Source organism: Geitlerinema sp. PCC 7407 (assembly GCF_000317045.1).
In the GTDB taxonomy this organism is placed as follows: Bacteria; Cyanobacteriota; Cyanobacteriia; order PCC-7407; family PCC-7407; genus PCC-7407.
On record NC_019703.1, the window covers coordinates 2,769,479 to 2,789,552 of the forward strand.

General features: G+C 55.6%; 14 protein-coding genes and 2 pseudogenes. 6 read left to right on the forward strand and 10 right to left on the reverse strand.

All coding sequences use genetic code 11. From position 1 onward, the window contains the following. Positions 1-64: 64 nt before the first annotated feature. Positions 65-2,506, forward strand: coding sequence for a hypothetical protein (locus GEI7407_RS11225; protein ID WP_015172290.1), 2,442 nt, complete (start codon positions 65-67; stop codon positions 2,504-2,506). Here the strand turns inward: GEI7407_RS11225 and GEI7407_RS22000 are convergent. Then, positions 2,468-2,734, reverse strand: a pseudogene (locus tag GEI7407_RS22000) (hypothetical protein); the annotation flags it as partial. The gene GEI7407_RS11225 and the pseudogene GEI7407_RS22000 overlap by 39 nt on opposite strands. A 639-nt stretch (positions 2,735-3,373) precedes the next feature. Between GEI7407_RS22000 and GEI7407_RS21075 the strand changes: the two are divergent. Further along, the gene (locus GEI7407_RS21075) at positions 3,374-4,000 is read left to right on the forward strand and encodes a hypothetical protein (RefSeq protein ID WP_015172291.1); all 627 of its coding nucleotides are present in this window, start codon (positions 3,374-3,376) and stop codon (positions 3,998-4,000) included. A gap of 151 nt (positions 4,001-4,151) precedes the next feature. On the opposite strand, the pseudogene GEI7407_RS21880 reads toward GEI7407_RS21075, so the two are convergent. Together GEI7407_RS21880 and GEI7407_RS11235 are read right to left on the reverse strand one after the other, a co-directional pair. After that, positions 4,152-4,241, reverse strand: a pseudogene (locus tag GEI7407_RS21880) (S26 family signal peptidase); the annotation flags it as partial. A gap of 224 nt (positions 4,242-4,465) precedes the next feature. Continuing rightward, a complete protein-coding gene (locus GEI7407_RS11235) occupies positions 4,466-4,897 on the reverse strand; it encodes a hypothetical protein (protein ID WP_015172292.1) in 432 nt (143 codons plus the stop codon). A 266-nt stretch (positions 4,898-5,163) separates the two neighbouring features. Here GEI7407_RS11235 and GEI7407_RS11240 point away from each other — a divergent pair, with 266 nt between their 5' ends. Beyond that, on the forward strand, positions 5,164-5,913 hold the full coding sequence (locus GEI7407_RS11240; protein WP_015172293.1) for a carbonic anhydrase: 750 nt from the start codon (positions 5,164-5,166) through the stop codon (positions 5,911-5,913). Between the two features lie 37 nt (positions 5,914-5,950). Here the strand turns inward: GEI7407_RS11240 and GEI7407_RS19575 are convergent, their stop codons facing one another. Continuing rightward, entirely contained in the window at positions 5,951-6,907 is a 957-nt protein-coding gene (locus GEI7407_RS19575; protein ID WP_015172294.1) for a hypothetical protein, read from the reverse strand. A gap of 261 nt (positions 6,908-7,168) precedes the next feature. Then, positions 7,169-7,819, reverse strand: a complete 651-nt coding sequence (msrA, locus tag GEI7407_RS11250) for a peptide-methionine (S)-S-oxide reductase MsrA (protein ID WP_015172295.1) — start codon at positions 7,817-7,819, stop codon at positions 7,169-7,171. Positions 7,820-8,031: 212 nt separating this feature from the next. On the opposite strand from msrA, the gene GEI7407_RS11255 reads away from it, so the two are divergent. Together GEI7407_RS11255 and GEI7407_RS20745 are read left to right on the forward strand one after the other, a co-directional pair. Further along, the gene (locus GEI7407_RS11255; RefSeq protein ID WP_015172296.1) at positions 8,032-8,565 is read left to right on the forward strand and encodes a type IV pilin-like G/H family protein; all 534 of its coding nucleotides are present in this window, start codon (positions 8,032-8,034) and stop codon (positions 8,563-8,565) included. 167 nt (positions 8,566-8,732) lie between these two features. After that, on the forward strand, positions 8,733-12,593 hold the full coding sequence (locus GEI7407_RS20745) for a PAS domain S-box protein (RefSeq protein ID WP_015172297.1): 3,861 nt from the start codon (positions 8,733-8,735) through the stop codon (positions 12,591-12,593). On the opposite strand, the gene GEI7407_RS11265 is transcribed toward GEI7407_RS20745, so the two are convergent. From GEI7407_RS11265 to hemE, 5 genes are all read right to left on the reverse strand, one after another. Next, the gene (locus GEI7407_RS11265) at positions 12,547-14,796 is read right to left on the reverse strand and encodes an AAA family ATPase (RefSeq protein ID WP_015172298.1); all 2,250 of its coding nucleotides are present in this window, start codon (positions 14,794-14,796) and stop codon (positions 12,547-12,549) included. The genes GEI7407_RS20745 and GEI7407_RS11265 overlap by 47 nt on opposite strands. Before the next feature lie 98 nt (positions 14,797-14,894). After that, positions 14,895-15,737, reverse strand: a complete 843-nt coding sequence (locus GEI7407_RS11270; protein ID WP_015172299.1) for a peptidoglycan-binding protein — start codon at positions 15,735-15,737, stop codon at positions 14,895-14,897. A gap of 624 nt (positions 15,738-16,361) precedes the next feature. Next, complete coding sequence (locus GEI7407_RS11275) at positions 16,362-16,880, reverse strand: DinB family protein (protein ID WP_015172300.1); 519 nt, start codon at positions 16,878-16,880, stop codon at positions 16,362-16,364. Next, positions 16,846-17,841, reverse strand: coding sequence for an NAD(P)-dependent oxidoreductase (locus GEI7407_RS11280; RefSeq protein WP_015172301.1), 996 nt, complete (start codon positions 17,839-17,841; stop codon positions 16,846-16,848). Before GEI7407_RS11280 ends, GEI7407_RS11275 begins: the two co-directional genes overlap by 35 nt. Positions 17,842-18,013: 172 nt before the next feature. Further along, the gene (gene hemE, locus GEI7407_RS11285; RefSeq protein WP_015172302.1) at positions 18,014-19,075 is read right to left on the reverse strand and encodes a uroporphyrinogen decarboxylase; all 1,062 of its coding nucleotides are present in this window, start codon (positions 19,073-19,075) and stop codon (positions 18,014-18,016) included. A 351-nt stretch (positions 19,076-19,426) separates the two neighbouring features. Here hemE and GEI7407_RS11290 point away from each other — a divergent pair, with 351 nt between their 5' ends. After that, entirely contained in the window at positions 19,427-19,987 is a 561-nt protein-coding gene (locus GEI7407_RS11290; protein WP_015172303.1) for a phycobiliprotein lyase, read from the forward strand. Positions 19,988-20,074 lie beyond the last annotated feature (87 nt).

Genomic DNA, 20,074 nt, shown 5'->3' on the forward strand with positions numbered 1-20,074 from the left:
TTTTTGCAAGTAAGTTACACTCTAAAACCAGTTCTAGGTTATACCTCATTGTAAATTTGTGTTTATGGATATTGACTTAGCCAAAGAAAGGTTTGACAGTTTACATGAAGAATTGGTTCAAAATAATATTCCTCTTGAGACTGAACAAGATGCACGGCTCCACATCATTGATCGCATCTTGATTGAGGTCTTGGGATGGGAAAGACAAGGAATAAAAACTGAGCCTCATACGGAATCGGGTTATGTTGACTATTTACTCTCCGTTAGTGGTCGAGCGAGACTTGTTGTAGAAGCTAAGCGAATTTCTAAACTGCTGATTGATACTCGTCAATCCCGTATGTCTTGGTACAAAGTTAGTGGACCAGCGATTCAGTCAGCAAATGAAGGGTTAGAACAGGCAAAACGTTATTGTGCAGATACTGCTGTTTTCTTTTCAGCCTTAACCACAGGTCTGGAATGGATTGGATTTTGGGCAGTTCGTACAGATGGAGTACCACCTAGAGAAGGAAAAGCAGTAGTATTTCCAAATCTTGAATCTATTAAACAAAACTTTGCACTATTCTACGATCTCTTTTCCCCAGAAGGGGTGATGGAGAACTTATATCAAGTTCATATTCATGAAGCAGAAGGGTTACATGTTAATCAAAGTGAAATTTTAGATACAGTTATAGATCCATCTGAAAGGCGTTTGCTTCATAAATCACCTCTATTGAGAGATTTAGAAGGTGTTTATCGCAGTTTTTTCAGCACCATATCTGGAGAAGATCCAGATATGCTTGCCGAGTGTTTTGTTGAGTCAAAAGAGAGCCGTGCAGCGGACGAAAGTTTAGAGAAAATAACAAGAAATTTATTAAACAGGATTGATATTGTCAACTCAGAACGAGGAGAAGAGTTGGAAGAGCAAATTCGGAGTGCCATAGAAATAGAAAAGGGTGACTTTATTTTAATCATAGGTAACAAAGGCGCAGGAAAATCTACTTTTATTGATCGGTTTTTCCGTCTGATTCTAGATAAGAAACTATCTGAGCTATGCTTGATCCTTCGTATCGATTTGGCAGATTCAGATGGTAACGAGTCTACCATCTCTACTTGGCTTATCGATCAATTAAAAAATGAGTTAGAGGCAAAGTTATTTGATGATAGTTTTCCTACATATAATGATCTCCAAGGAGTTTTCATATCAGAATATAGACGATGGAGTTCTGGGCAATACAAACCACTTTACGAGAGGGATAAGAATGCGTTTAAGGAGAAGTTTGGTGAACTAATTAATGAATTAATGACGCAAAAGCCCAGAGATTATGTAACAAAGTTGCTTAAACACTCAATTTCCTCAAGAAAATTAATGCCCTGCATCGTATTTGACAATACTGATCATTTCCCTCAATCTTTTCAAGAATCTGTTTTTCAATTCGCACAATCAATTTATAGAGAGTGTTTTTCATTCATTATCTGTCCAATTACTGATCGTACTGTTTGGCAGCTTTCGAAATCAGGACCATTACAATCATATGATCATCGAGATTTTTATTTGCCTGTGCCTTCAACTAAAGAAGTTCTAACAAAACGAGTTGAATTCATTAAGGCAAAAATTCAGGAAAACTCTGGAAACAGCGGGGATTATTTTACAAAAAGAGGTATTCGCCTTTCAATACCAGATGTTAAGGCATTTGCTCTGTCAGTAGAAGGCATATTTGTTAATGAAGATTATGTAGGACGTATGGTTGGATGGCTTGCAAATTTTGATATACGCAGGGGGCTTCAAATTGCCCAAAGAATTGTTATATCGCCAATTGTAGATATTTCTGTTCTAATTAAAGCCTATACTATCGGCGAAAGTTTTCGACCTGGATATCGAAACATAAAGAAAGCTCTCTTGCTAGGGGAATATAACTATTTTTCTCAACAAGAAAGTAGTTTTATTTTGAATCTTTTTGAGATTGATTCTAACTCTATAACTAGTCCATTACTGAGATTGTCAATTTTACGTCTTTTAATGGACGTCTATTCTGATACAGCATCTGATACAGAAAAAATATACCTTTCTGCGGATGATATTCTCAATTATTTTGAACCTGCAACCGTCAGTCGCACGATTGTTAAAGAACATCTTAAATCTCTTCTTGATCGTCGCCTTATCGAACCTTATGATCCGACAGATATAAATATTTATGAGTCGCAAAGATTTAAGGTGACTCATTGTGGTCGTATTCATTATGAATTCGTTACTGAAGACAAAAGCGGCACATATATGGGCGAAATGGCACTAGTTACTCCTGTTGTTAGCCATGAATATGCCTCAAAGATTAGACAGGTACTAGAAGAGAATGACAAATTAAGTGATCAAGACTTACAGAAGAATATTAATGAGCAGAAGATTGTCAGATTTTTTGTTGAATACTGTTTAGAGCAGGATAAGCTTCACATATCACTACCAAAATCAACGGCATACCGAAGTCAAGAGATTTTAAGGGAAGTCCTCTTTAGAAATTGGATTGAGAGTTAAATCTTGACCACGAGCACACGCTGCCCAACAATTCAAATGCAGCGGACATATTGCAATGCTTTCTGCTTCGTTTTTAGTTTTTGGCTGCCGCTGATTTGAGCCGTTCAAACAAAACTTGAAAGTGCAAAAGAGGATAGCTCCGTAGCAGTTTTCAACCAATTTGTTTTGCTCTGGTGCAAATCCCCGTAGATGACTGTCATAGCTGTTATTCCTGTTGTCTCCCACGAAGAAGTACTGATTTTACAGAACAGTTATAGGTCCGTAGTTGTAAGTTGTTTTCTCCTTCACATAGGGTTCTGCAACTTTCCCGTTGATAACTGTCTACCCATTATGGAAATATCGGGCTACGATTGTTGACTCGCTTTCTTACTGCACAAGAGATCCAAGTACATAAAAACAGCGATCGCCCAGTAGAGGGTTTTAGAGAACCTTGATCTACTGGGCGATCGCCTTTTTGGGATTACGTTAGAGCCAATTAGACGCCAAAAGGAACCGATTCGCGGATAAAGTAGCAGCGATATTGTGTCTTATGACAGTTTTTTGTTTCTCCCGAACTTTTGGGCTAAGGATTTTTAGCAATGGACTGAACAATTATCAGTAAGTTGATAGATTCTTTACCAATCACCGGGATATCCATCTTATTTTATTCGCCTTCATGAAATGGATCTCATGTGGCTATCCAAATGAAGGCTTGAAGATGGAGTGATCGATCTTCTGAATCATTACACTCGCACACTCGGCGGAGAAGTTTTTTCGCTTGTGAAAGAAGTTGAATTTCCATATAAAAAGCTACTTCTTTGTCCCGTTTCTATAACTGAGTGTTAGTTTATTGATCAACAATGTTTTAGTTAGACAGAGGTTGGAATTGTGCGTATTCTCACAGATGATGAATATTATTCTGAGGCCGAACCTAAATTGAGACAAGTATTTCTCAACGAGAATCCCAAGCTACCTCAATTCGGATCTAATGCTGAAGAAGTTAAACTCTTATATGAGTATTTTCCCCCAAATGTAGAAGTTGTTAATGCTCTTGTAAGTACTGCCTCACATATGGGAGATTCAAGCTTATACCTATCTATTGTTAATGTTGTTGATTTCAATTCATCTATGACAAAGCATTGGTGGATTCCTTTTGAAGAAATATCTACATATTTGTCTATTGATACCAACACTTTTGGCTTATCTTATCAATTAGAGAGTGTAATTTTTTCACCTCAAGGGAAGTGGGCTCTGATGAGCAGTTTTGAAAGGTATGCAATACTAGCAGGAACCCAAGATTTTATTCAAAACTTTTCAGAGCATTTTTCTGACATAGATAGACAGATACTTGGCTATTTGAAAATATTTAGAGAATGCATTAATAAGGACGGAATAGAAAAGGCTAATATTGCTTGGTTAGGCAATTTTTTAAAGAGCGTATATACAATAGAGGAGGCTAAAGAGATCTTAAAAATATCTGAGTTAGAAAAACATGTTAATTTAGCACCTCGATGAAACTGAATAAATACTTCGGAAGTTGATGTGCCCGAAATCTAACAAATCGCTGCACCGGGACGCAAAAAGCCAGTCGGTGAGCATCAAAGGCTATCTGCGTTCGGTGAGCTTGATCGTTAAAATAAAACTTGGAAGTGCAAAAGAGGATAGCTCAGTAGCAGTTTGAAGCCAATTTGTTTTGCTCTGGTGCAAATCCCCGTAGATAGCTGTCATAGCTGTTATTCCTGTTGTCTCCCAGGAAGAAGTACTGATTCTACAGAACAGTTATAGGTCCGTAAGGGTTCTGTAATAACTTTCCCGTTGATGACTGTCTACCCATTATGGAAACATTGGGCTAGAGTTATTAATCCGCTTTTTTACTGCACAAGGCATACAAGTACATAAAAGCAGCGATCGCCCAGTAGAGGGTTTTAGAGAACCTTGATCTACTGGGCGATCGCCTTTTTGGGATTAGGTTAGAGCCAGTTAGCCGCCAAAAGGAACCGATTCGCGGATAAAGTAGCGCGCGGTGTCTTCGAGGGGCGAGCGATAGAGGAAGAGTTCATTGCCGTTGTCGAGGGTGAAGACGGTATAGACCACGTCGGTGCGGGGAAGCTGGCGATCGCGGGGGATGCCGGCATTTTCGGGGAAGACGCCACCCCGATCGACCACCGTGTAGTCATTCAAGATGCCGCTGGCATAGTCAAAAATCTGTTGATAGTCCCCACCAAAGTTCTCATCGGTTTCCAGGTCTGCCAGCACTCCGCTCGAAAACACCGTCGAGCGGTTGGCCAAAGCGTCGACCAGCACATTGCGCATCAGGCCGGTCCGCATCAGCGTCTGAGCCTCAGCGCCAGTCCCCGATAGAGCGATCGCCGCTGCCGTGACCAATCCCGACACCAAAAGTTTGAACCTCATTGTTGTATCCTCTCTTTCTCTATAAATTCGGTGACATCTAGCAAAACAGGACTCTAGGTACAGTCCGCTCTTGCCTAGTGTATAAGGGCAATTTCGAGGCGAAAAGTTCCTTAGGAAGCATTTTTTCGCCAAAATCGCCGCTGGAGTCATTGTCCTCGGTTTCCCTGAGCAGAAAAAGGACAAATAGCCAAAAACCGAGGCTTCTCAAGGATTTTGAGGATTTAAGATGGTTCAGCAGCCAAGATTGAGATCAACAGCAGAGACCGATGACGATAAGGCGATCGCACATTCACCAAAAATTCCTTCAACGCCTGGGACGGGCGATCGCACTTTTGGGCTTGCTGTGGGTGGCTTTTGGGGAGCCGGTTTGGGCGCTGACCTGGAGCTACCAGGAGCCCACCGACCCAGCCCACTGGGCCGAGATCGACCCGGCCTACAAGCTGTGCGCCACGGGCCATACCCAATCCCCCGTTGATCTGGTGACGGCCAAAATGGGCGCTTCTGTAGGCGCTTCTGGGGATCTCACCTTGGACTATGGCGTCGCACCCAGCGCTGTCGTGGAGCCCGGCACCACGCTTCAGGTGCGCTATCCCGCTGGCAATCAGCTCACAGTTGGCAACCAGTCCTACGGCCTCCAACAATTTCATTTCCACGTCCCCAGCGAGCACTGGATCGATCACCGGCCCCACGCCATGGAGGTGCACTGGGTCCATCGCAGCGAGGCAGGGGATCTGGCTGTGCTGGCCGTGCTGGTGGACGCGGGGCGCGAAAATCCTGCCCTAGAGCAGCTGTGGCGATCGCTCACCGATGACACCGCACTGGCGGCCTTTGACGGGCAATCGCTGTTGCCCCATGACCTAGCGCACTACCGCTACAGCGGCTCTTTGACCACGCCGCCGTGCTCCGAAGGGGTCCAGTGGCTCGTGCTGAGCCAGCCGATCCAGGCATCTGCCGCCCAGATCGCTCGCTTCACCGCCCGCTACGGCCCAAATGTCCGACCCTTGCAGCGGCAATAGGCAACGCCTTTGGCCCAGACCCAGAAATTATTGGGGCTTATTGGGGCGTTGTGCCCGCTAGCTTCACAATGGAGCCGTCTCGGGTCGTGTGGTAGGTCCACTGCTGCCGCGCGTCTTCGAGGGTGACGCGCCAGCCCGCAAACAGGACGGCATTGCACGGCTCGTCTTCCTTGGCCAATCCCAAGCAGCCATCCCAGCTCTGGGGCTCCACCGCCACCACTTTGAGGTCCGTTTCAGTCAGGGTAGGTTGGCGCTGGGTCAGATCGCTCAGGATGGCGCGCGTCACATTTTTCGGCAAATTCTGGGCGTCGGTCTGGGGCTCGATGCGCACGGTTTCGCCGGTTTCGTCCGTGCGATAGGACCAGGTCTGGCCACGGGCCGCGACGGTGACCCGCCAGCCATTGACGGTCCGACCGGCGCAGCGCTCGGTGGGACGCTGAAGCTCTAGGCAGCTATTTTGCCACTCGCGGGGCTGGGCCTCGACAACGCGAATCTGGTCAACGGGCACCATCACCCAGTTGGCAAACTGCTGCTGGACGGCTTCGGCGATCGCCCCAGGCAGCTTGGGCGCAGTGTTCGCCTCCGCCAGGCGCAGCAGCTGGCCCTCGCGGTTGGTGTGATAGATCCACTGCTGCTCTCCATCCGACAAGGTAATCACCCAGCCGTCCACCAGGACTTGGAGACAGATTTCTTCGGGCTGAGCGAGGCCCAGGCAGGCATCATTCCAGCGCTGGGGCTGCGCATCAACGATGCGAAACTGGCCCGGCGCAGCGCCTGTGCGCTCTGCCAAGGCACGGCGCACTCGGTTGACCAGGGGGCGAGGCAAGCGGCTGTCCGGAGATGGGCCGAGCTGGGCGATCGCTCGGGGCAAGTCGGCGCTGGGAGCGGCGATCGCCCCCGACGGGGCCACACTCACCGGTCCCAAGGACATCATTCCCAGGCACAACCAAGCCGCAAGGGAGCCAGCTCGAGAGGACAAACGCGCGTATTTCATGGGCGACCCGTCTCTGAAAAATCGTCAGCAGAAAATTTTGGCCCCATCTGCGGCAAAGGGCTGCACACTCCTGCGCGAAAACCAGGGAGAATGCAACACGCCCAGTCAGGCGATCGCCGCAGAGGCTCTTGGGGTTAGAGACTACCCCAGAAACAGTTGGTTCCGCCCGATTTCCTCAGAAACCGAATTCCACGCAAAAGCCCCCAAAATTTCGGGGGCTTTCGATCAAGCGCGATCGCGGGCCGGAGACGGGCGATCGCCCTACACCCCTAGCCCAATGGGACACGCCACATTCGTGCCGCCCAGACCGCAGTAGCCATTGGGATTCTTGGCCAGGTACTGCTGGTGGTACTCCTCGGCGTAGTAGAACTCCGGAGCATCCAGGATTTCCGTCGTGATCTTGCCGTAGCCCGCCGCGCTCAGGGCCTTTTGGTAGGCGTCGCGGGAGGCCTCCGCCTCGCGGCGCTGAGCCTCGCCAAAGGTATAGATGCCCGAGCGGTACTGCGTCCCGACGTCGTTTCCTTGGCGCATGCCCTGGGTCGGGTCGTGGCCCTCCCAAAACACCTTCAGCACCTGGGCAAAGGAAATTACCTGCGGATCGAACACCACGTGCACCACCTCATTGTGCCCCGTCATGCCGGAGCACACCTCTTGGTAGGTCGGGTTGGGGGTCAGACCCGCCGCGTAGCCCACCGCCGTCACGAAAACGCCCTCTTGCTGCCAGAATTTGCGCTCGGCGCCCCAAAAGCAGCCCATGCCCACGATCACCTGGACCAAACCCTCGGGATAGGGGGGCTTGAGGGGGTTGCCGTTGACATAGTGCCGCTGGGGGACTGGCATGGCCGTCGAGCGACCCGGCAGAGCCTCGGCCTGGGTCGGCAGCTTCAGTTTCTTTCCAAATCCAAATAGCATGGAGCGCGATTGCCCTCTTGTGAAACGAAGATGGTGAACTTACTTCACATTTTAAAGTTTCGGCGGGGGTTGCGCAGGGCGGGGCACAGTCCTGAGGGGATCAAGGGGCGATCGCCGCCGAGAGGACCAAACTTCTTAAGAATCCTTTCCTCGGAATTCACGGCGAAAAATGCTATGGAATGTCAAAGGTTAACCATCAATAGGATTCAAACTTGCCCCTAGGCAACCTCAATCGACGATGGTGGTTTTTGGGAGTTGCAGCAGGCGTTTTGGCCCTCGGGTTTAGTGTCCGCCTCGAAAGGGCCTGCGGCTGCGGCTCCGAGGCAAAAACCACGATTGGTGCCCTAACGCGATCGCAAAAAGCCCACTACCAAACCTACCAGCGCTTTGCCACCGCCTCAGCAGCTTTACGGGAATTTACGGGCCTGCCAAGTTCCCCAGATAACTCCAACTACCTCTATCGGGTCCACGCTACTCCCCAAGCTGCTTTTCAAAGCGCCACACCGCGCCAGCTTCGCCGCCCCCTGACGCTGCGCCTAGGCCCCTTGCGCCAGACCATCCCCTTCCAGGAAGTCGCCCCTACCTGGGTTAGCGGGGTTTTCATCACAGGTGCCTCGCCCCCCGAGACTGTCTCGATCACCTGTGTGGGATCCTGGCTAGAGGAGCGCTCAGATCCCCCTGCGCCGTCTTTGCAAGCTACCGGCCAGCCTGCCTGCCCAGCAGGCTTTGCGCCCGTAGCTCCCTAGGCCTCTAGACTCGGTCTTCACCGCCGGCCAGGGATTAACCTTTACGTCAAAATCTATCAATTCAGGTGCGTGCTTATTAGGGTTGTAGTAGTCACAATATTGACAACCCCTCAAGATTTCAGTGGAAGCGTGGTGCTGCTCAGAGGCAGCGAGCTTGGCGTGGAAATATGTCAGAATTGCTCGATTTGACGAATGTTTCTGTTTCCAGTCTTCTTCAAACTCAACCCTTAACGGCCACGCCTGATACCACGGTGGCATCGGCGATCGCCCAAATGCACCGACAGCAAGCTCGCTACGTCCTCGTGACCCAAGATCAGGTTCTCCACGGCATCCTCACAGAAAACGACGTCGTGCGCGCCCTGGCCTCTGGACAGTCCCTGGCAACGTTGCGCGTCGTGGATCTGATGGATGCGGAGGTGATCACCCTCGCTGAGGCCGATCTCGAGAGCCTGCTGGAGGTGCTGCACAAGCTTCAGGCCTATGGGGTACCCCATTTGCCGGTGGTCAATGACCAGGGACATCCCATTGGCGTGATCTCGCGGACGGCGCTGCGCGGGATGCTCAAGCCGCTGGATCTGCTGCGCTTTCGGCGGGTTGCTGAGGTGATGGGCTCCCCCGGACTCTACGCCCAGGCCGAGCAGCCCCTCCAGCAAATTGTCCAGATGATGGCCCAGGATTCAGCCAGTTTTGTTGTGATTGTGGGTTCCGCTTCGCCCCCGATGGCCGGAGCCCAAGGGCGCTTGCAGCCGTTGAGTCCCGTCGGGATCATCACTGAGCACGATGTGCTGCGCTGGTACGCTCGGCGGGTAAATTTTGCGACGACCCTGGCTCAGGACGTGATGAGCGCTCCGGTTTTGACGATCGGATCTGAGGCTTCTTTGGGGGAAGTCCACGCAGCGATGCAGCATCACCAAATTCAGCAGCTGGTCGTGACGGGCGATCGCGGCGAGTGGGTGGGGACGATCACGCAAACTCGGGTCTTGAGCGCCTATGACCCGGTCGAGATGCACCTGCTGATCGCCGAGTTGCAGCAAACGGTCCAACATCAAGCGGCCGATCTCGAACACGAAAAGCAGCAGCGGCAGAGCCTCCAGCAATCTTTGGCCGATTATGAGGCACGCTACCACAGCATTTTGAATAACTTGCCGGATTTGGTGTCCTGCTGCCAGCCCGACGGCACCTTGACCTTTGTCAATCAGGCCTACTGCAACTACTTTCAGCGATCGCCCGAAGCGCTGCTCGGCCAGAGCTTTCTCTCCTTCATTCCCCCCGAGGACCACGCCCTCGTCCAGAGCAGCCTCCAGCGCCTCGCCGAAACCTGCCAGTCACTGCTCTGCGAGCACCGCATCACGGCCCCCGACGGCACGCTGCGCTGGCATCAGTGGAACAATCAGGTCGTTTGCGACGCCCAGGGCAACATCCTAGAAATCCAGTCCGTCGGGCGAGACATTACGACGTTCAAGCAGGCCGAGGCCTCCCTCAAGGCCAATGAAACTCGGTTTCGCGCCCTGGTGCAGAACTCCTTCGACATCCTGCAGCTGATGGATGCCGAGTTTAACGTGCTCTATACCAATCCCGCCCTGGAGCGTATCCTCGGCCCCCTGCCTCAGCCCTTCACGTCCCACGCTCTCTGCCGCCAGCTCCACGAAGAAGACGCTCCCCTGATGCATCGGGTGATGGCCGCCAGCCTGGGGCAGCCCGAGACCCCATTAACCGTTCAGTACCGCATGCGGCGGACCGACGGCTCCTGGGTCTGGATCGAGACTGTTTTGACCAACTGGCTCCATCATCCGGACGTCCGGGCGATCGTCCTCAACTCCCGCAACATCAGCGAGCACAAAGCCACAGAGGAGGCGCTGCACCAGCGGGAGCGAGAGTTTCGCGCCCTGGTCGAAAATGCGCCCGACGTGATCGCCCGCTTCAATCAGCGCTGCGAGTTTCTCTATATCAATCCCCGAGTCGAGCAGACCACGGGCATTCCGCCTCACCGATTTATCCATCAGACCCCTCAGGCGCTGGGCTTTCCGGGCCATATTGTGCAGCTGTGGGACCAGACCGTCGCGTCGGTCTACCAGACGGGCCAAGAAGAGGTAGTGGAGTATCAGTGCAGCTCCCCCGATCACCCCCCGAGGTACTACTCTGCGCGGATCGTGCCGGAGTTTGGCGATCGCCATCAGGTCGAGTCGGTGCTAATGGTGGCCCGGGATGTCACCCAGCGCCGTCTCGCCGAAGCAGCCGTCCTGCGGCAGGCCCAGCGAGAGAAGGCCCTCAACCGGGTGATTCAGGCGATCCATCATTCGCTGGATGTCAGCACCCTGTTTGCGACGGCGGTGCGATCGGTGACGGAGCTGCTGGAAAGCGAGCAAACGGTGCTGACCCAGTTTCTGCCGGAGCAGCGGCTCTGGCGCAACGTGGCCTGGCACGGGGCCAACGCCGAGGCACCCGATCTGACGGGCCGAGAAGTCAGCGAGGTTCAGGCGCTTGCCCTGCGGCGGTTGCAGTATCTGGAGGCGCTGCCCCTGCTCTCTGGCAAACGGGTGGGCGGACTGTGGGGCGAGGCGGAGTCCCCGCCAAAAACTGCCCAAACTTGGCTGGTTGTGCGGATTTATCTGCATCGACTGTGGGGCTGTCTGGCGCTGAGGCGATCGCACCAGCCCTGGCAGGAAAGCGAGATCGAGCTGACCCAGACCATTGCCAATCAGTTGGCCATCGCCGTGGAGCAGTCCGAGCTCTACATCCAGGTGCACCGCCTCAACGCCACCCTCGAGCGCCAAGTCAAGGCCCGCACGGCCCAGCTGGAAATGGCCTTTGACTTCGAGGCGTCCCTCAAGCGGATCACCGACCGGGTGCGCGACAGCCTCGACGAGAGCCACATCTTACAGACCGCCGTGGAGGAGCTGGCCCAGTGCCTGGGGGTCAACTGCTGCAACGCAGCGCTTTTTGATCTAGAAAAAGACACCTCCACCATCTGCTATGAGCACGTCAGCGCTGGTGTATCGCCCTATCGCGGTCGCATCTCGCGCCTCAAAGACTTCCCGGAGCTTTATGAACCCCTTTTGCGGGGTGAGCATTTCCAGTTTTGCTCGATCATGCCCAATCCCCTGCGAGGCCGCGTGGCCATGCTGGCCTGCCCGATCCAGGATGACAAGGGGGTGATGGGCGATTTGTGGCTGGTCAAGCAGAGCTACCACGCCTTCAGCGACCAAGATATTCGGCTGGTCCAGCAGGTAGCCAACCAGTGCGCGATCGCCCTGCGCCAGGCCCAGCTCTACCAAGCGGCCCAGGCCCAGGTACAGGAGCTCGAGCGGCTCAATCATCTCAAAGACGACTTCTTGAGCAGCGTGTCCCACGAGCTGCGCACCCCCATGTCCAACATGCGCATGGCCATTCAGATGCTGGAGGTGTCTCTGCGACCCACGGGCCTGCTGGAGGCCAGCGAAACGCCCCATCGCTATTTTCGGATTCTCAAGGAGGAATGTAGCCGCGAAACCAATCTGATCAACGACCTGCTGGATTTGGCCCGCCTCGATGCCCACCACGAGCCCCTCGTCCTCAACACCCTGCGCCTCCAGCGCTGGATCCAAAAGGTGATCGAGCCCTTCATGAGCCGCTTTCAGCAGCAGCAGCAAACCCTGATCAATGAGCTGCCAGCAGATTTGCCGCCCCTGACCACGGATTTTTTCCACCTCGAGCGGGTGCTCGGGGAGCTGCTGCAAAACGCCTGCAAGTACACGCCAGCCCAGGAGAGTATTCGCCTGTCGGCGCAGGTGGTTCCAGAGGGCATGGCCATTCACGTCTGTAACTCGGGCGTGGACATCCCAGAGGCCGAGCTGGCCCACGTTTTCGACAAGTTTTACCGGGTGCCGAAAAATGACCCCTGGAAGCACGGGGGCACGGGACTGGGGCTGGCCCTGGTGAAAAAGCTGACGGAGCACCTAAATGGGACCATTGCGGCTCACAGTGGCGATCGCTGGACCTGCTTTACGGTGACGCTGCCAAATCTGGACCCGCCGCGGCCGGTCGAATAGTGCAAAAGGCGATCGCCCGCCGCCAGGGCCGCTGCTGGTGGGCCAGGGTCTGCTGAAAGCGCTGGTGCAGGTGGGCGATTTCATCGGGGGTCAGGCTGGCGGCCAGGTGGGTGGCGTAGCTGGGTGGATCGGTGCGATCGCTAAACCAGCTCTGGATCACGGCCGGGGTCAGGGTGCGACCGGTGATCCAGGGCTCTACCTGGAGCCGCACCGTCAGGCCCGCCGCCTCGAGCGCCTGCACCAAATCCGTCTCGTCCCAGTTCACCAGGGGATTGGCGGGGTCGGTGTAGATGCGCTCCTCAGCCGCGATCCAGCGCTGATACAGGTCAGCGTCCAAGGTCTCAGCGGCTAGCCACGGATAGAGGCGCTGGCTGTGGCGGGGCAAGGCTTCGGCCAGGAGCAGCGTCCCTTCGGGCGGCAGCAAGGCCGCAAGCTGACGAGCGATCGCGCTTTTGTCGGCAGCCTGGATGAAGAGATTGCGGCCCACGATGCGATCGAAGCGAATGCCGGGGGCAATCGCCGTCAGATTTGCTTCTAGGGCGCTCCAGTCTCCCGTCAAGATCGTCGGCTGGTGCAGCGAAGGCAAAGCCGCCGCCTGCTCCCGCAGGCTTTCGGCCTCCGCCGCCGTCTGCACCCAGGCATACACGCCGCCCTCGGGCACGCGCCGCAGGGCCTCCCAGGTCAGCAAGCCGCTGCCCGCGTTGAGATCCAGCACGACCTGGTGGCGCTGAAACGGCGCTAAGGCAAACAGGCGATCGCGTAGGTGTCCCCAGTGCTCGCCCATCTGGTCTAGGGTGCGCTGCAGCCAGCGATCGAGGGCGCGATCGCGCGGCCCGAAGGTCAGCACCTCCAGCGGATCGATCGCTTGGCTGTCTAGGACCGCCGCGATCTGGGCTTCCCGCCGCCGCTCCACCGTCTCGCCGATCTGGGCTTCGTAGCCCTGATCCGAGGGCTGATAAAACACCTGTCCCTGGAGCGATCGCGGCAAATATTGCTGAGCCACCCAGTGATCTCGGTAGGCGTGGGGATAGCGGTAGCCCTCGCCGTGGCCCATAGACTGGCGATCGCGGCTAGCATCCTTGAGGGGATTGGGCACCTCGGCCTCGCGCTCCTGCTTCACCGCCGTCAAAGCATCAAAAAAGCCCATCACGCTGTTGGACTTGGGGGCCGTCGCCAGGTACAGCGTCGCCTGGGCCAGGGGATAGTGGCCCTCCGGCAACCCCATCCGGTCAAAGGCCTGGGCGCAGGCATTGACCACCACCACCGCCTGGGGGTCGGCCAGCCCCACATCCTCGCTGGCCAGGATCAGCAGCCGCCGAAACAAAAAGCGGGGGTCCTCGCCGCCGTAGACCATGCGGGCCAGCCAGTAGAGCGCCGCATCGGGGTCCGAACCGCGCACGCTCTTGATAAAGGCGCTGATGGTATCGAAGTGGGCGTCCCCTTCTTTGTCATAGAGGACTGCCCGCCGCTGGATCGACTCCTCCGCCACCGCCAGGGAAATCGCGATCGCGCCGGTCTCGTCGGGGGGCGTGGTTTCGACCGCTAGCTCTAGGGCGTTCAGCAGGGCGCGGGCGTCACCATTGGCCACGTTGACCAGGTGATCGAGGGCCTCTGGGGCCAACTTCACCGAGCGATCGCCGTAGCCCCGCTCGCGATCTTGGAGGGCCTGCTGCGCGATCGCCCGCAGATCCGCCGCCGTCAGCGATCGCAGCTGAAAAATCCGCGATCGGCTAACCAGCGCCTTATTCACCTCAAAATAGGGATTCTCCGTCGTCGCCCCAATCAAAATCACCGTGCCATTTTCCACCCACGGCAGCAGCGCATCCTGCTGCGCCTTGTTGAAGCGGTGCACCTCATCGACAAACAGCAGCGTCCGCTGGTCGTAGCGTCCTCGCCGTTCCTGGGCCGTCGCGATCGCCTCCCGAATGTCTTTCACCCCCGCCAGCACCGCGTTGAGGGCAATAAAATGGGCGCGGGTGCTATTGGCGATCACCCGCGCCAGCGTGGTTTTACCCGTGCCCGGCGGTCCATAGAAAATCAGCGACGACAGCTGGTCCGCCTGGATCGCCCGCCGCAGCAGACGCCCCGGACCAATCATGTGATCCTGACCAATGAACTCCTCCAGCACCCGAGGACGCATCCGAGCCGCCAGAGGCGCCTCTGCTTCTGTCACCTGCAATCGGTGCTGCTCAAACAAATCCATTCCTTCATTCCAAGCCAGCGCTCCCAAACCCGATCAAAGCTTGGGAGCCTGGCATTAAACAAGCGTTTCCTTAGACCTTCTAGGATCAGGAGCGACCCTCAGGAGCCGCGAGACCGATGAAGGGCCCCCTCAAGCAGAGCCGCCTCTGCTTCCCGGCGCCGCGAGAGACCCCGCTCCACCGACGTGCCGACCCAGAGGCGCTTCATATTGCGCAGCTGCTCTGCGATTCCCGGCAGATCCTGGCGCGGCACCATCTCGCGAATCAGCCGCATCTCCAGCCGCTTCGGGCCTTCCATGCTCGGCCCCCGGTTAAACACCAGGCTGACCAGCGCCCCCTGGGCGTCCAGCGGCAGCCGCAGCAGCCCCGGAAACGCCTCCGCCGCATCCCGATAAAACCGTGGAATGGTCACCGCCTGAAACACCTGCCAAGCAATGTCCCACGGCACCACAATATCTTTTACGCTGCCGATGCGCCGCTGGGCTGCTTCGCCCTTGAGTCCGCAGCAGTCCCCCAGGCGGATGCGATCGCCCTCCGGCAGGCAGAGCCAGTCTTTTTCAAAGCGATGGCGCGGGTTGTAGCCCAGATCGTAGCCAATCCCAATCGTCACCCCCGACGAAGCCTGCGGCCAGATCGGGTGCAGCAAATGGCGATTGTAGTAGGACGATCCTCCACCCACCTCAAACTCCAAAATGAGCTGGATGGCCTTCTCCGAAAGCGTCATGGTCGGCACTGGCTCAGCGGCAAACAGCGCTTCCTGGGTCAGCGGCCCGACAATGCCATCTGGCCTCAGATGCTGGCTTCGCTGAAAAGCTTGCACCGCAGCCTCCGTTTTCGGTCCCCAGACCCCGTCGATGGGTCCCACCCGAAATCCCAAGTGGTCAAGGCGCTGCTGCAGCCGGACAATTTCCGCTCGCGTTAATTCAGAATGTAGGGTTGGCACGGCTTTTCCCCCTCAATGTGTGAAGCGATCAACAGGTTTTAGGCATCGCCAAGGCCCTCAGCCCGCAACAGTAGCGCAGGCGAAAACGGTCTCTGGAGAGACGTTCGCTCGGTTGTCTTGAGGCTTCGTTTCTCAGCGGTCTTTCGTACCAGGACTTGAGGGACTCTCAAGCCTCAGGCGTCTGGGAAGCCGATCATTTTTGACCCGTTTGGCCAGCAGTTCCCGCTTCCAAAGGATTTGGAGGAGAGTGCTGGCAAACCACAATGGTGTTGAGCCGGATACTGTCGGTGTGGCGATCGCAGTATCGAGGCGCTTCCCTGTCCTATCTATGGTTATACTGCGCTGTCACCGAACTCTCACCAATCAAGAAAATTCTTATCAATCACCATTGACGAATAGCCAAAAAAATAGTCGTTCCTCCACAAAAAACCCATCTGGCTTGATCCCAGTAGCGTAAGCGTCGTCTAGAGACCATCAAAGCTTCAAAGTAATTCCAGCAGCGCTCAGGCTTCCGATCAGATTGCGACCGTATTTTTTGGGACAGAAGCAGCAGCTTAGAAGCGCATCAATTTGACAGCAACTTAGGGCCAGTGGGAGCACCCCGACCCGCTTTCAGCCAGACCCTCACCGGTCTTGAGCGTCCGCCCTCAGGGTCGGCAGCCAGGGCAAATCCGTCACGCCCGGGTCATGGCCCGCCTGGGACAGCAGCGTAGTTACCTGGCCTCGGTGATGCGTCTGGTGATTGAACAGGTGAGTGACCAGCACCCAGGCCGGCAGGCAGCGCGGCTGGTTGTCTACGCTGCTGGTGTACGCCAGGGGCTGAGCGAGCCAGCTTTCGGAGAGCTGGCTTGCCCACAACAGCAGGGCTTGGTCAGTCAGGTCGCGCTGGCGTCGCAGCTCCTCGAAGTCCGCGTAGAGGTCCTGACCCAAGGCGGGCAAAGACGCCGGACAGCCCGTGAAGCGCCCCAGCCAGGCGCGATCGCCGTAGAGCAGGTGATTTAGCGTTCCGTGAATCGAGCGAAAAAAGGCACCGCGATCGCGCTTTCGCTCCTCGTCACTCAGCGCTCCGCACACGTCAAAGAGGCGCTGGTTCATCCACTGATTGTATTCAGCCATCCTCTGGCAATAGCTTGGACTGATCACGGCTAGTCTCCGGCGTCACGCCGCTCAAACGCAAGACATCGGCCAGCGTGGGGCAGTAGGTCGTCAAACCAAAGGTCGCGGGATTGGTGGGATTGGCATAGGTGAAGTGGCGATAGCGCAGACAAAACTGGTCCCAGGCTGCCATCTGAATTCGAAACAGCCAGATCAGGATATCTGCCAACCAAAAAGAGAGAGGAATCTGGAAATAGATTTTTTTGTTGAGGTAGCGGCAGACTTCGGCGATCGCCTGGTTCGCCGTCAGGGGCGCGTTGCCGAGCACGTACTCTCGCGGCTCACCGGGTGCAGGGGGGTGATCCACCAAGTAGGCCGTCACCTGGGCAATGTCGCGCGCATGGATAAAGTGAAAGCTGCCGTCCGCCTTGAAAAAGCGAATCAGATCCACCCATTTGGCCACTTCCGGCAGCCCAGAAGACAGGTGAGACGTGGGCTTGTGCTCGTCTCCGCCCACTACCAGCGTGGGGAATAGGGTTGTCAGCTTGGGCGCGATGTCAAGCTTGGACAGCTGCATGTAGCAGTGGTACTTGCTGGCGATGTAGTCGGTGCCGCACTGGCCCGCCTCTTGGAGCGGCTTGTTGTCGCGGCCCAGAATGCTGGCCGTCGAGAAGTAAATCACCTGCTCGCACCGCGCCGGATCCAGGAGCTTCATCAGGCGCAGGGTTTTGAGGACGTTCACGTCGTGGGTTTCTTGGGGATTGCCCCAGGCGGTCGCCGCCAAAATTGCCACATCGATGGTGGGCAGCAGATCGCCAAAATTCTCAATCTCCCGCATGTCGCCCTGCAAGATCGTGACGCCAGGGCGCAGGTTGTAGTCCATCTTGAGCTTGTCCCGATTGCGCACCAGGAGAAAGAGCTCGTGATTGGTTTCCTGGATCAGGGCTTCGGCGATGTAGTGACCGATGCAGCCGCTGGCTCCAGTCATGAAGATTCGCTTTGAGGTCATGGGGGCTTTTTGTGCTGAACGAAGGTTGCCCGGATACAAGTAGTCTGGGTGGAGTCATTCTGGGGTCGGCAGGCCCAGGGAGGCGATCCGGCAGCAACCCAAAACCCGCGATCGCCCTCAGTCGCCCAGCAGTGTGCTCGGAAACCAAGGGCGATCGCAGCCTTAACAGGATTTAGGCGCGGACCAGCAGCTGATCGGCTTGCTTACCGACCTCGAAGAAGTACGCCGCGTTTTCCTCCGGCGTCCCCGGCAAAATGCCGTGACCCAGGTTGAGGATGTGGCCGCGGTTGCCGGCCTTGCGGATGGTGTCGAGAATGCGATCGCGGATGAAAGGCTTCGAGCCAAACAGCGCGCAGGGATCCACATTGCCCTGCACCCCGATGTCCGGACCCAGGCGGCGACGGGCTTCGGCCATATCCACCGTCCAGTCCACGCTGACGATGTCTACGCCGGACTGCCCCATGCGCTCCAGAATACCGGCACTGCCGTTGATATAGAGGATCAGCGGCGTGTCGGGGTGGGTCTGCTTGACCTGCTGCACCACGCGCTGCTGATAGGGCAGCGCGAAGGTGTCGTAGTCTTGGGGGCTGAGATGGCCGGCCCAGGAGTCAAACATCTGAATCACCTGCGCGCCGCAGTCGATCTGGTGGCGCACATAGATGGCGATCGCATCCGCCAGCTTGCCCAGGAAGGTGTGGAGCATCTCCGGCTCCGAGAAAGCCATCCCCTTGATGATGGTGTAGTCCTTGGAGCTCTTGCCCTCGATGGCGTAGGCAGCCAAGGTCCACGGCGCGCCCACAAAGCCCAGCACCGTCGCCTCGTTGCCCACTTCCCGCCGCAGCGTTTCTAGGATGGGGCGAATAAAGGGCACGGACTCATCGGGGTTGAACTCGTGGAGCTGCTTGATTTGCTCTAAGCTCCGGATCGGCGGATCGATGATCGGGCCGCGACTCTCGATGATGTCAAAGGGAATGCCTACTCCCGGCAGCGGCGTCAAAATGTCTGAGAACAAAATGACTCCGTCGGGCTTGAAGGCACGAAACGGCTGGAGAGAGATTTCGATAGCAATTTCGGGGTTTTCGGACCGCTCCCGGAACGAGGGGTACTTGTCCCGCAGGTCCCGATAGACTTTCATATAGCGACCGGCTTGGCGCATCATCCAAACCGGAGGACGATCGAGGACTTCGCCACGGGCTGCCCGCAAGAGGTAGGGAACCTGGGTTGATCCGGTCATTGAAGCTTCTCTCCCAACTCAAAAATTAAGTGCCAAATATTAATCGCTTTTGATTTTGGCAGCGTCGCACCGAGGAATCCGCCAGCGAGCCTGATTGCCTGACCGGGCAGAAGCTTCGAGCGGCGCGATCGCAGACGAAACCAACGTCACAGCAAGATCCGATTATACGCGATCGCGGTTAACCACCCTCAGGCAATTGGTTTGCGCTTATCGGACTTATCAAAAAAGCTTAAACTAAAGGGTGCGCGCAGCTAGCGGCTAAGCCCCAAATAGCCCCTTTTGGCTTGGACACAATTCGCGCGACAATTGCAGCAGTACAGCAAACCCCCATAGAACGGATCGCTTGAATTCATGGATATAGTTGAATTTTTTGACCTGAGTGCTGGCAAGTGGTTTTCGCAACGCACGAGCCACCACCTCGCCTTCAAACAGTCAGAAGCTGGAAAATCTGAACTCCAAATTGACATGTTGGCGAAGGATGATCCCGCAGTGATTCAACTGTGTGAGCAGTACAGCTTCGATCCTGCTGAAGCCCTGTGCGGGGCTCGGGTGACCTGGACCGGCACCATGGAATGGGACAAGGAAAAGCATGAAGGCTCTACGGTGTTGGTACCGGTGGCCGATCCCAACAACCCCATGGAAGGTAAGCTGCTGCGGGAGCTGGGCTATGCCGAGAAGGCACCGGTGGCCGGCCGCTACGTGATGGGCAGCGATGAAGCGCTGACCCTGATCACGGAGTACGAGACGATGTACTCGGAGGAGCGTCTGTGGTTCGCCAGCCCCAATCTGCGCCTGCGCACCAGCATTCTGAAGCGGTTCGGGGGCTTTAGCATGGCGTCTTTTTGCTCCGAGATCCGCACCGGCAATCTGAAGCCCATGCCGTCGACGGACGCAGCCACAGCCAATTCCTAGCGTCTCTGGGTTTTCAGGCCATAGCGCGAGAACCAGATTCGAGCCACCGAGGCTGAACCGCTTGACCAAACTAATTCCTTGAAAGCG

Excerpts from the sequence above, each read along its gene's own strand:
- GEI7407_RS11225 (WP_015172290.1), top strand. The coding sequence starts at position 65 with ATGGATATTGACTTAGCCAAAGAAAGGTTTGACAGTTTACATGAAGAA.
- GEI7407_RS11235 (WP_015172292.1), bottom strand. The coding sequence starts at position 4,897 with ATGAGGTTCAAACTTTTGGTGTCGGGATTGGTCACGGCAGCGGCGATC.
- GEI7407_RS11240 (WP_015172293.1), top strand. The coding sequence starts at position 5,164 with ATGACGATAAGGCGATCGCACATTCACCAAAAATTCCTTCAACGCCTG.
- GEI7407_RS19575 (WP_015172294.1), bottom strand. The coding sequence starts at position 6,907 with ATGAAATACGCGCGTTTGTCCTCTCGAGCTGGCTCCCTTGCGGCTTGG.
- msrA (WP_015172295.1), bottom strand. The coding sequence starts at position 7,819 with ATGCTATTTGGATTTGGAAAGAAACTGAAGCTGCCGACCCAGGCCGAG.
- GEI7407_RS20745 (WP_015172297.1), top strand. The coding sequence starts at position 8,733 with ATGTCAGAATTGCTCGATTTGACGAATGTTTCTGTTTCCAGTCTTCTT.
- GEI7407_RS11265 (WP_015172298.1), bottom strand. The coding sequence starts at position 14,796 with ATGGATTTGTTTGAGCAGCACCGATTGCAGGTGACAGAAGCAGAGGCG.
- GEI7407_RS11280 (WP_015172301.1), bottom strand. The coding sequence starts at position 17,841 with ATGACCTCAAAGCGAATCTTCATGACTGGAGCCAGCGGCTGCATCGGT.
- hemE (WP_015172302.1), bottom strand. The coding sequence starts at position 19,075 with ATGACCGGATCAACCCAGGTTCCCTACCTCTTGCGGGCAGCCCGTGGC.
- GEI7407_RS11290 (WP_015172303.1), top strand. The coding sequence starts at position 19,427 with ATGGATATAGTTGAATTTTTTGACCTGAGTGCTGGCAAGTGGTTTTCG.